This window comes from Microcoleus sp. B7-D4 (assembly GCF_036705125.1).
Lineage (GTDB): Bacteria > Cyanobacteriota > Cyanobacteriia > Cyanobacteriales > Microcoleaceae > Microcoleus.
Window position 1 is genome coordinate 1 of sequence record NZ_JAUBTT010000008.1, and the last position, 12367, is coordinate 12367.

At 49.0% G+C, this 12367-nt stretch carries 7 protein-coding genes; 2 read left to right on the forward strand and 5 right to left on the reverse strand.

Annotated elements, in window-relative coordinates; genetic code table 11:
- A partial coding sequence (locus QUB12_RS04680) for an FG-GAP-like repeat-containing protein (protein WP_333305715.1) occupies positions 1 to 6104 on the reverse strand: 6104 nt, incomplete at its 3' end.
- Positions 6105 to 6725: 621 nt separating this feature from the next.
- On the opposite strand from QUB12_RS04680, the gene hslO reads away from it, so the two are divergent.
- Together hslO and QUB12_RS04690 are read left to right on the forward strand one after the other, a co-directional pair.
- Positions 6726 to 7625 (forward strand): Hsp33 family molecular chaperone HslO, encoded by a 900-nt coding sequence (gene hslO / locus QUB12_RS04685; protein ID WP_333139895.1) that lies wholly within the window; start codon positions 6726 to 6728, stop codon positions 7623 to 7625.
- Positions 7626 to 8243: 618 nt separating this feature from the next.
- Positions 8244 to 10307, forward strand: a complete 2064-nt coding sequence (locus QUB12_RS04690; protein WP_333139897.1) for a hypothetical protein — start codon at positions 8244 to 8246, stop codon at positions 10305 to 10307.
- Position 10308: 1 nt separating this feature from the next.
- On the opposite strand, the gene QUB12_RS04695 is transcribed toward QUB12_RS04690, so the two are convergent.
- From QUB12_RS04695 to QUB12_RS04710, 4 genes are all read right to left on the reverse strand, one after another.
- Entirely contained in the window at positions 10309 to 10464 is a 156-nt protein-coding gene (locus tag QUB12_RS04695) for a hypothetical protein (RefSeq protein WP_333103280.1), read from the reverse strand.
- Positions 10465 to 10556: 92 nt separating this feature from the next.
- On the reverse strand, positions 10557 to 11312 hold the full coding sequence (locus tag QUB12_RS04700) for a tRNA(His) guanylyltransferase Thg1 family protein (protein ID WP_333139899.1): 756 nt from the start codon (positions 11310 to 11312) through the stop codon (positions 10557 to 10559).
- The gene (locus QUB12_RS04705; RefSeq protein WP_333139901.1) at positions 11293 to 11778 is read right to left on the reverse strand and encodes an AAA family ATPase; all 486 of its coding nucleotides are present in this window, start codon (positions 11776 to 11778) and stop codon (positions 11293 to 11295) included. Before QUB12_RS04705 ends, QUB12_RS04700 begins: the two co-directional genes overlap by 20 nt.
- 6 nt (positions 11779 to 11784) lie before the next feature.
- Complete coding sequence (locus QUB12_RS04710) at positions 11785 to 12258, reverse strand: TspO/MBR family protein (protein WP_333103284.1); 474 nt, start codon at positions 12256 to 12258, stop codon at positions 11785 to 11787.
- Positions 12259 to 12367: the final 109 nt, after the last annotated feature.

Here is a 12367-nt window from a genome sequence, read left to right on the forward strand (position 1 = left end):
TCAATTAGATTTTTATTTGTGTAGGTATAGCTAGTAACAACATCATCGCTGTCGCCAACAGCACCTACTACGTTTGTAACTTTTCTTCTGTTACCAGTAAGCGGGTCAATTTCGTAAAGAGTTTGGCGGCCCAATTCATCAGTTTCGCTGGTTACTTGATTGAAAACTGGGTCGTAAGTATAACTCCGCTTGCCAGTACCACCTCCCTCACCAGCTTGCACAGTATTGTTTAAACGAACATTAACTCCACTACCAGCGAAGATTAAATCCAAATCGCTATCTTGATCGATATCTGCTAATGCCACAGCCTGATCGGAGGCATAGAAATAATAATTATCATCACTTGGAATTGCCAAAGTACCGTTACCATTGTTTAAAAATACACTTTCTAAACCATAACCCTGACCGGAAATAACTGCATCCAAATCTCCATCTCCATCCACATCCCCTACCGCTACGGACAAAGGATTATGAAAATCTCCCGTTATTGACTCAATTGAGTAATTAGTTGCCACACCAAAACTACCATCGCCATTGCTCAATAATACAGATACGTCATTGTTTAAAGATGCAGAAACGTTCGAGTCACGTTTGTTTGCAGTAATGATGTCATTATTGCCATCCCCATTCAAATCTCCCACAGCTACAGATACCGCCCCAACATTCACGGAGTAATTACTTTGGGCGGCAAAAGTACCGCTGCCATTTCCCAACAATACTGACACCCTACCGCTAGCAGGATTAGTGTCGCTAGAAGGGCTGGCGGCAATGATATCTAAATTTCCATCTTTATTTAGATCGTTCAAAGTTACAAATTCTGGCGACGAATTCAGTGCGATATTCGTGCTGGTGGCCAAAGTACCATTGCCATTCCCCAACAGCACGGACAAGCTATTGGTGCTAGAATTATTAGCAGTAACGACATCATTTTCACCATCTTTATTTACGTCTCCCACAGCTACGGATAAAGCACCAGAAGCTACGGGATAATTATTAGCTTGAGGGGTAAAATTGCCCGAACCATCGCCCAACAATACTGACACCCGGCCTGCATTAGGAGTAGTACCACCAAAAGAACTGACAGTAATGATATCTAAATTGAGATCGCCATTCAAATCCCCTAAAGCTATGGAGTTTGGGCTGTCGCTTACAGTGTAATCTCTGACGCCAAAAGTGCCATCGCCGTTACCCAACAACACTGATACACTGTTGCCATAACCAGCAGTAACAATATCAACAGTGCTGTTATCGTTGACATCTCCTACTGCAATAACCCTAGCATTCGCGTTTATATAATTTCTCGGCCCAAACAACTGACCGTCGTTGTTATTTGGGGGTGTTTGAGGCGTACCGGAAAGCGAATCAGAAATGCTTTTCACATTTCCTTTAGCATCGTACTCGTAAGAGGTAGTATTGCCCCGCGCGTCAGTCTTTTTCGTCACTAAGAAATTCTGATTTCGCTCAAAGGTAGGTTTATTTCCCCCTCCATCTTTTGCCGAAACAACTTGACCTGTTTGGTCGAGAATCTGAGTAACTACCCCACCGCTACCATCAGCATAACTTGCCTCTATTACTGTACTTAAAGGTTGAGCTACAGGCGCATTCAAAGGATTAGTTGTATCCTCCTTCCGATAAAGTCCTTGTACCTGTACTGGTGCCACCTGCAACTGCGAACCGTCTTTACGAATTCCTCCCGTTGCTCTACCTGCAAAGTCGTATAATGTTTGTTCGGAAAATCCTCGTTTGTCTACTTCTTTTGTGATGTGACGTTCGCTGTCGTAGCTAAACGTCCGCGCTTTGGTATCGGGGTCAACAATCTTTTGCAAGTTGCCGGCACCGTCGTATTCTAACTTCGTCAACCGTCCAGCCGGGTCTTCTATTTGACTTACTTTACCGTTTGCATAGGTCAACTTGGTAATCAACCCAGCTACGTCGATGATTTGGGACAACTCACCGGATGAATTGTAAGTATATTTGGTTTCGTCGCCGTTGGCTTCTTTAACCGAAACCAGACGCTTGGCGGTATTGAAACTGTAAACAGTTTTGTCAGTTAAGGTGCGGGTAAACGTGCCGTCTGCCAGTTTCTCTAATTTAGAGAAATCCCCTGAAGGAGATACGTAGCCTCCGCCTGCTGCTGTGGATTTGTCAAATACCAATTCGCTGCCGTCACCGTCAATTAACAATAATGAAGAGTCGGAATTTTCTACTAATTCCTGCCATCCAGCTATTCCCCAACCGCTGCCGAAAGGACTGTTAATTGTGTTGACTGAAACTAACTTATCCTTCGTGTCAGTTGAAGAACCCGCAAAAATAGTACCCGTAAATCGGCGGATGCCGCTGTTAATAGTATAGTCGTACTGACCCGAAGGCAAGGCACTCATATCGACTTGCAACGCTGCGTCGATGGGACCTCCATTAGAGGGCATTGACCAGAAGTGTTCGCCTCCGGTTAAACTGTATTGGTTGCCGGAATATCCGGGTATTTGATATTTGAATTTGCCTGCATCTACGGTTAATTTAGCAACTAATTTTTGCGCGGCATCGGCGGGGGCGTTATTGTAGCCGAAATGGACGATGGGTCTGGGGTCTGCTCTGAGAGAATCGTAGGTTAGAGTTAAGCTGCGGGTTTCTCCCATTGACTGGTAAGGTACGAGGTCGTGTGTTTCGATGACTGCCCCGGAGTGCATTTCTACGGAAGAGGTTAAGCCGCCTTTTGCTTTGCATTCGTTGCACTTGTCTTTGGGATTGCGGGGGTCTTGACCCGGATTTCTGGGCGAAGGTGCTGGGGGGGCGAAGAAGTGCCAACTGCTGTTGCGGATGCCGCCTGAAACAGTTTCTATTGCACTCCCGTCAGCAGTGACTTTACCGGTGCCTACATTGTCGAAGAAGCCTGTGGTGGGGTTAATCGACCACAAGTCCATTGTCGTACCCGCGGAGTATCCGGCGCGGTTGGGCAAAGAGAGGGGGGCTGGAGTGGTAAACACCATATCCCCCGGCTGAATGGTGACTACCAAGTCGGTATGCAGGTTGGGCGGCAGGGCGGCGGGGGTTAATTCTGTGGGAACTTCGGTGATGCTGAGGTTTTCGGTGTAGGGGTTGCCTTCAGCATCTTGGAGGGAACCGGCTTTGACAAATACGGATGCTTTGGGAATCGCTGCGGTGGTGACAGTGGTGTCGGCGGCTGGGTTGATGTTTTTGCCGTTGGCGGTGTCGATCGGCGGCAGGTAAATCGGACGAGAGATGACGTTGTTGACGTTGGAGTAAACTTCGTGTTCCAATAACAACGGCAGTTTTTCGGCAATGTAGGGGTAGTTGTCTTCGCCTGTAATGCCGTCGCCGTAAATTAGCAGGGTGTCTGGCGGCACTAATTCGGGAAGTCCGAGCTCCGCCAAATTGGGAAATTCCAGCCGCAGAATTTCAAAGGAACCGTCGGCTGCTGTTATTGCCCGCAAGGCGCCGAGTCCCACCAACACACCTTCTAAGGGTTGCTGGTTGGTGTTTTGAATTACTCCTGAAATGCGAGTGAGGCCGGCAGTCGAAGGGGTAACGTTAACTGTAACAGGTCGAGAAGTTTCTAAAACTCCGTCGCTAGCGACTACCGTAAAGTTGTAGGTTCCGATTTCTTCGGGAGTGGGAGAAATTTCTAGGGTGCCGTTGCCGGTGATTTTCCCCGTGGGTAGAGGAGTGGACGATTTGATGGCAAAGCTAATGGGGTCGCCGTCGGAGTCGGTTGCGGTGAGGGGCAGCTTGAAAGTTTCTCCGATTTTAACGTCGATGGACTCGATTGCAGCCAAGTTTGGCGCTTGATTGGCGGCACCGGCAATGGCGGTAGCCGTGAGGGAAAATTTCTGAAAGTTGGGATTGCTGATGACTAATTCTACAGCATCTGAAATAGCCCCAGTATCCAATCCCCCAGCAGGAATAGCACCGCGCAAATTGATGTAGGGTTTGCCGCTGCTGTCGGTACCGTCGGGATTTTGCAGGGTTACTCCGGCTGGCAAATCGGGGAAAACTACTGCTACGCTGCGGCTGACGGGGCTGCCTGTATTTTGTACCTGTACTGATGCTTTGTAGTTGCCGGTGGCGGGGTCAAACTGTACCTGACTGAAATTTACTTTTAAATCAGGGGCCGCTGTCAGGTTGTCGGTATCGAGGCTGCCACCGCTGGCGGTTTTGTTCTGCGCTGGCAGAAAGACTGGGCTGGCGGTACCTTCTTCATCGACGGTGTTGGTGAGGTTCTTGACTTCTACGGTACTGCCGGTATCGGTGTCGCTGTCGGTTAGTCTGAACAGCAGATTACCGCTGCTGCTGTTGTTCAAACTGCTCAAATCGATTTCTACGGTGTCACCGCTGTACCGCACTCGTCCGGGTACGAATTCGGCTTTGCTGCCGGCTAGGGAAAATAGCGGGGTTCCGAGTGTACCTCCGTCTAGTAGGGTTTGGTTGGGGTCGTTTGGGGAAACGAGGTAAATTTGGAACAAGTCTTCAATTGCTGAAACTGTATCTGTTTTGTCGAAGTCGGCTGCCAGTTGGAACCGCAGGGTGCGGCTGCCTGTGGTTTGCCCTAATTGCACGGGTACTACGGCTTGGACGAGTTTGCTGTTGCGTTCGGCCAGGAGTACAGTGTCTGTTGATGCTGCTGCCCAACCTGTTGTTTGTGGGGGGGCGACGGTAAAGCTGTTAGTGACTTGGAAGTTGATGTTTTGAGATGTTTTGTTGCCGCTGGTGTCTGTTGCTTCTAGAACCGCAGTGTGGCTGCCGGTAGCTAGGGGCGAGTTCGGAGGCGAGTCGTCGAACTTACCGCTGGTGTCTGGGTTCAGGGTATTAAGGCTGCCGCCATCGACGGAGTATTGCAGGTTGGACAGATTTGTCCCGGTGTCGGTTGCCGTACCGATGAGTCGGGCTGTACTGCTGTGGTTGCCTCCGGAAATTGGCGTCAGCAGGGTGGTTTGGGGTGCGGCGGTGTCGAGGGTGAAGTTGAGGCCCAAAGTGTTTGATGTGTTGCCACGGGAGTCGGTGGCTATGAGGCGGAGGGTGTGGATGCCATCTCTGAGGGGGTTGCGGCGGATGGTTTCGAGTTGGGTGCGGCCCAGAGTGAAGCTGCCGCTGCTGTTGAGGAGGGGGGTGATGTCGGCGAATTCGGCAATGGGAGTGTCGTCGAAACCGGCACGGAAGCTGGCTATGCTGCTGCTGTCGGTGACCGTACCGCCGATGGTGGGATTGGAGGTAATGCGATCGCTATTTGATGTTCCAGTGTCGTTGGTTAAGGTGGCGGAAATTGCGGGCGCTGCTGTATCGTTGGGAACTAAGCTGTTAGCGTAGCTGATAATTTGCTGTCCCAGAGGGGTGGTGCGCCATTCTCTGGCTGGGTTGATGGCGGTATCGAGTGGGGTGGCGCTGCCGGTGGCGCCGATAAAGCTGAAGATGATGTCGTTGTAGTCGCCGTCTGCTTGGGCCACGGGCACGTCTTCAATGGCAAAGGTATTGCCCGTACCTGTAACGTCGCTGAGTGCTAGCTGGTAGCTGCTGAAGCTGGGATTAGTTGAGGGGACGGAGAATAAAGGACGGTGTTCGGGGAAGAGTTCCCACAGCCATTGATTGGCATAAGATATTTGTATTGTGCCGTTGGGAATCACCATAACCGCGAAGGTGTCCCCCGGTGTCATGGTGAAGGTTTTGAGGCCGGTGTAGGGCCCGGAACCCCAATTATAGTCTCCTGGCATTGAGCCGCTGAATTTTGCGCCTTCGGTAGAGTCGCGGATGACAACGTGACCTAGGGTGGAATTGGTAAGAGCTCTGCGGGATGCCTCTAGCAGGAAGGCTTCCGAACCGGGAATTAAGTTTTCCATTCCCGTGAGGCTGAAAATGGCCAGCTCCCCTTGGTAGTATCCTCCATCGAACAGGTAGTCTGCACTGACTTGTCCGCTAGCACCGACTTGGAAAACTCCGGCTGGCAAGGTGCTATTTTTTGCCTGCCGTTCGGGGGTGGATGCGCCGTGGAGTTGGCTCCAAACGGTGCGGCTAGCTTGTGTTTCTACTTTTTCGCCGGTTAAGATGTCGCTGCTTGCGGAGGCTGAGGACGAGGCATTTGGGGCTGCCCCCAAGAGTTGCGGTTGTGTTAAAAATTGTTCAAAACTATTGCCATCTTCAACTTTTGGTGATGTTAAAAAATTGATAGTGGATGATTGTGAAACTGGGACGGCAATGCTGTTGGAAGTGTCGGCAATATTGCTTGAATTTAGTAACTTTCCTGACGTGAATAAACTGGTTTCCGTTAATTATGAATTAATTTCAAATGGCTTTTGCAGAGGCAACAAAACGTCTTGAAAATTATTCATATCTCCTCACAACCTTTTAGCAGTTAACCAAAATCGCCATCGAAAATTTAACTGAAAAGTAAAAAAATACCGCATACAGGCGCAGATAAATGCAGATCCGTTTGGATAAAAACTGACGCTACAAATCAATGCGCGAAATTCTGTAAATCTACTCTTTTTGTCTTTCTATGTAGCAAAGCATACACGGCTGGGAGTTTTATTTGTTCAAAAATTTTTTTAAATTTTATAAACATAAATTGCGAAATGTAATATTATTGCTTTGATAGTTAAAACAAGTTCGATCGCACTCCCAGGCCCGCCGACTCAACTGCTGCTATCTGCTGCCACAACCTTCAAGAACTTCTAAAATAGTTCAAGAAGGTATTAAAAGACAAAGTAAGGTTTTTCATGGCCGATCAATTAATTCGCGCTACAGCCGCAGAGGGCGGAATTCGCGCTGTAGCCGTCATTTCCACCCGCCTCACCGAAGAAGCAAGACAGCGGCATAAGCTCTCCTACGTGGCTACAGCCGCCCTCGGCCGCACGATGTCGGCGGGACTGTTACTCGCCTCCAGCATGAAGCGGCCCGAATCGAGAGTCAACATTCGCATCAAAGGAGATGGGCCGCTGGGCGGGCTTCTGATTGATGCGGGACTGGATGGAACGGTTCGAGGTTATGTGGACAATCCCGAAGTGGAATTGCCACCCAATGCTAAAGGCAAACTCGATGTCGGCGGGGCAATAGGTGACGGTTATTTGTACGTGGTGCGGGACGTTGGATACGGCTTCCCTTATTCCAGTACGGTAGAATTGGTTTCCGGCGAAATTGGCGACGATCTGACTCACTATTTGGCAACCTCGGAGCAAACGCCTTCGGCTCTGGTTTTGGGGGTGTTTGTGGGGGCGGGCGGGGTAGAAGCGTCTGGGGGTGTGCTGTTGCAGGTTCTGCCGAAGGCTGCAACGGACGAAAAATTGGTGCAAACTTTAGAATCTAGAGTTGCTCAATTGTCGGGCTTTACGCCACTGCTGCGATCGGGCAAAACGCTGCACCAGATTCTCGAAGAGTTACTGGGAGATATGGGGCTGGAAATTTTCCCGGAAACTCAGATGGTGCGCTTTGACTGTGGCTGTTCGTTCGATCGAGTTTTGGGAGCTCTGAAAATGTTGGGCGAAGCGGAACTCCAAGACATGATTGAAAAAGATGGGGGGGCTGAGGCTACGTGCCATTTCTGCAACGAGGTTTACAAAGCTAATAGCGACCAACTTGCGGAACTCATCGGCGATTTGCGATCAAACTCCGGTTCTTGAGAGGATAATGTGTAATTGGCTCTATTGAGTGCGAGTTAGGGATGACGGCCTTGACCAATTGCCAATTACGCATTATCAATTACCTAATCACAAAATTTTGATTTTTGCGGTTTGGCGATCGGCTCTTTTAGTCTTTCGCCTGCACGAGTATTTAAAAGTGGTCAGTAACGAGCGGGCTAAAGCTACTGAGCTTGTAAGAGAAATCGAGCAAGCTATGCTGACCAGACCCCTCGCAAGAGGAGACGTTATTTAGGTCACGACACCGGCGAATGATCCGCCAGTTTTGGGCTCTGTCACCTGCGATTAAACAGTTTTAAAGTCACTGAAACAGTGTCGCAGGTCTAACAAGCCTTTATAACCAGGTCGAGGCGAACATTACCCCGCAAGGGAGACTGAGGCAACCATACCTCATCGGAGGGGCAACCATACCCCTCCAACCCGAAAGGGGAAAGACTCAAGGCGATTGAAATCGCCGAGTCGTTTTCCTCTCAGGACTGAAGTCGCGCTCGTTTCCCACTTACCGAGTTTTTTTATGAATACATTCTATAGAGCAGTCAATAGCAGCGATCGCTGTTTTGAAATAATTAAGACAGGCTGGTTGTTGTTTGTGGTGAGGATATGAGTCAAGATCGCAAAACATCAGGCCGTTGGTCTGCATCAGAATCCTTGGAGTCAACAAAGGATACTTCGTCGCTGGTGCGCTTACCAGCAAGGAAAAACCGGGCCCAACGACTTAAAGAGCTCCGAGAGTTGGTTACTTCGGGAAAACTGCCGGGAGGGCATCTGGAACTACCGCCGAATTTGTCTGGGGAAAACTCGCAGCCGCCGGGGGAACACAATCCGTTGTGGCGGAACTGGTCGAATAAGTGGCAGTTTTGGCTGGCGCTGAGTTTGATGCTATCGGTGGGTATGGGGTTTGTGGCAATTGCCTCTTTGCTCAACCTGACCTCGCAGTCCAATTGCTCAAAGATTTTTTGGCCGACGGCTTCTGCTAACGATCGCTTTTTTTGCGCTCAAGAAGCAGCAAGCAAGCGGACGGCGGATGATTTGCTCAGGGCGATCGAATTAGTGAATGCTTTGCCACAAGACCATCCGCTGCGGCCGAGAATTAACACTCAAATCGATCGGTGGTCGGAGGATATTCTCAGGCTGGGAAATGCTAGTTTCCAAGAAGGAAAGCTGGAGGAGGCGATTGCGCTCGCTCGTAAGGTTCCTCAAAACGTTCCCGCTTACCCGAAGGTGGAAAAGCAGATTGAAAAGTGGCAGTCGATATGGAGCGATGCAGAGAAAATTTACCGCACGGCTGAAGACCACTTGCGTCAGGAAGAGTGGCCGCTGGCTTTCCGCCAAGCTACTCTGCTTTTGGATTTGGGAAATACTTTCTGGGAATCGGCTAAGTACGAGGAATTGACTAAGCTAATTCAGACGACTCGGGCTGAGGGCAATAAGTTGGTAAAAGCCCGGAATAAAGCCTCCGAGGGAGGTCTCGACAATCTGGTGACGGGGATTAAGCTGGCTGAGGGAATTGATCAAAACAGTTATTTGTATCAAGCTGCCAATAAGGCGATCGCGGAATTTAGCAAGAAAATTATGGAGATCGCGCAAAAACGCTTGCAGGCAGGGGATTGGCAGGAGGCGATCGCGATCGCAAACAAGATTCCTGAGTCGGCAAATTTAAGGGAACAAGTACAAGATTTTAATGAGTTGGCGAATGCTACTTCTCAGGCTTTGACTGGCTCTGTTGAGGGTTTCTCCAAGGCGATCGAGATTGCTCAAAAGTTGAAGTCCGGCCGCCCTTTATACAAGCAAGCTCAAGATTTAGTCGGCCGCTGGCAACAAGAAATGGCTGATGTGAAAGTTTTGGATATGGCAAGCAGGCTGGCGGCGCCGGGTGGGGTCAATGATTTGAGGGCTGCAATCGCGCAATTGCAAACAGTCCCGGAATCAAATCCCCGCGCTTCGGAAGCTCGCCGTCAAATTACCACTTTGAGCCGTCAAATCGAGCTGCTGGAAGACAGTCCGTATTTGCAAAGAGCGAACGATTTGGCGAGTACGGGCGATCCGAATGCTCTGGAAGCGGCCGTTGCTCAAGCTTCTCGGATCGCTAGAGGTAGGGCGCTTTACGTGGAAGCTCAAACCAAAATTCAAGCTTGGATCGAGAGGAGACAGCGGCTTGTTGACCAGCCGTTTTTGGATAGAGCTCAGCAGCTAGCGGCGGGCGGCAATTTGGCGGGGGCAATTGAGATGGCCCGCCGGATTCGATCGGGACGGGTGCTTTATGAGGAAGCTCGATCGAACATTCGGACTTGGGAGGCTCAATTTCAGGGCGAGCAAGGTTTGCAGAGCGCCCGTCAGACGGCCAGATCCGGGACTGCTGACGCTTTGCAAACGGCAATTGCGCTGGCAAGTCAGGTGCCGGAGTCGAGTTCGCTCCGGTGGCAGGCGAGTGAGGCGATTGATGAGTGGAGTCAGCGGATTTTGGCGCTGGGTGTGGAAGAGTCGTCGTCGGATCTGGCTGGGGCGATCGCGACTTTGAAGAAAATTCCTTCGGGTACTCGGGCTTTTGAGCAAGCTCGATCGCAAATCAAAGTTTGGGAGGAGTCGCTGAACCCTCCTGAGTCTGAATCTCCCCCTCCTGAACCGCCGGAAACTGAGCCTCCTACCAGCTCTGGCAATCGCTAGGTTAACTGGTTTGCCCGACATTGGGCGGGGGTTTAAACCCCCGTCTCACAGCTTGCATTCGGTTAAAACTCACATCTTGCACCATTGTCAATAAGCCTTTTATGAACAGGCAAGATGCCTGTTCCACAAAGAGTGAATTTTCTTGTGGAACAGGCATCTTGCCTGTTCTTGAGAATGCTGCAAGATGTGAGTTAAAACAAACTAAGAATTCATCAATTGCCAGCGGATTTGACAAGAGATCCTTAATCGTTAATCGCCAACATTTAAAAATTGGTAAATAAATTCTTTGTATTCCTCTTTCATGGGCAAATCTTCATCAACTTTGAGTCGCCGCCGCACTGCCACAACTTCTTTGTTTTCGATCGGGTTATAACCTGGTTTATCGTATTTTTCCCAATACACTCCCGTTCCCCGGCGCTGCCAAGCCGGCAGTTCGTTAAAGTTAATTCCGTTTTGAAACAGCAATTCGTTTTTGAAAGCCACCGATTGTTTCTCTAATATAACTGCTGCATTTTCACCCGTTTCGCCATTTTTTCGCAGCATCCAATAACTCCAGCCATTCAAAGCGCAGCGCGCTGCATCTGCTTGGCGCCATAGAAAATAATCTACTACTTGCGATTTGTTGGCTGCAGAACAAATGCGGCTGTCAAAACTGACTGCTGTTTGGGCGGCGCGAGTGAAAGTTGCACTGGCAATACTGGCAGAAATAGAGACAATTTTTTCTAAGCTGCGGTCAAATAAATCCCAATCTGGAGGAAACAAAACTGAGATTTCGTCACTTTCGGTATAAGCGTAAATGCCGTCTAGTTCTGACAGGAGCGCTTTGGCAGTTTCCACCATTAATTCGTGGAATTTTAAGTCGAAAGGCTTATCAAAACTGGAGGAAGTAAATTTTGAAAAACTGCGACCGTCGGCGCGAATTACTGTGTGAGTTCCCGGCAATAAACGCAGGCTGTGAAAATATTCAAGCTCGCGCATTTTTTTTTCAAATGTCTGATTGTCCATGAATAACTTCCTCTGCAGGCCAGGTTTTTACTTCAAAGGTTAAGTTTTCTGCTATGCGGGTCCAAAACAGCCGTTCAAACCCTTCGCCGTAACTGGGCAATACCATTTTTTTTATAGTAGCATAAATTGCTATGTCTGGAACTTGAGATTTGCCCGATCGCTTTTGATTTCGAGCTAAACAGTCGCTGACTATTGATTCAAAGTAGTAACCGATGATTTTGGCATTATAAGTGCGACCCATATCAATCAGCGGCTTGCGATCGAGAACTTCGGGATTGGTATTATCAACAGCGACTGAATGACCTGCTTGCAGTGCATCTTCAATTAATTGAATTTGTCGGCGTGATTTATTTTTATTGTTTGGCATTAAATCTTTGCTGACCAAAACGTGCGTGGCCGCTAAATAGTCGCGAAAAAATGTGCTTTTTCCCGATGCTTGCAATCCCATTAAAATGACTAATTCCATGAGAGGCTAAACATCCGCCGGATTGAGGTGCATCATTACCCAAGTGGTGTAAGTGCCGATCGGACTCCAAAGTATGTAAGGTAGTAATAACAGGGCGGCTGGCTCGGAAACTGGCAACACAGTTAAAGCTAGGATTACGCTTAAAATAGCGCCCGTTCCGCCGATTATTGTGCCGACTTTTAGGCTCCTAACTTTGCACATAACCGACGTGTAAGACATAGTTACTATTTCTAAAAGCAGGTACAAACCCATTCTCAGCCAAGTCTCCTGAGTTCCTGGTTGTTTTTCCCAGACAATCACTGCTGACCAAGCTGCACAAATAAAAATTACTGTCCAAATTAGGGGAATTGCTCTTTCAAATACTAGCCATCTCGGACGCTGCAAGCGGTTGAACCATTGGATGTCCCTGGGCGGGATTAAGCTAGCAGCTAAAGCTACTACAAAGGCGACGCCTCCAATTACCATCCAGGATTTAATCATTTTTTTACCTTGGGCGAGGTTGACAGGTTCAATTCTGCAGATATTATCTCTAATTTGGGCGATCGCGCCATCTGTCCCCAGTTATATTAGGTTTGGCTGATTCGCAAAA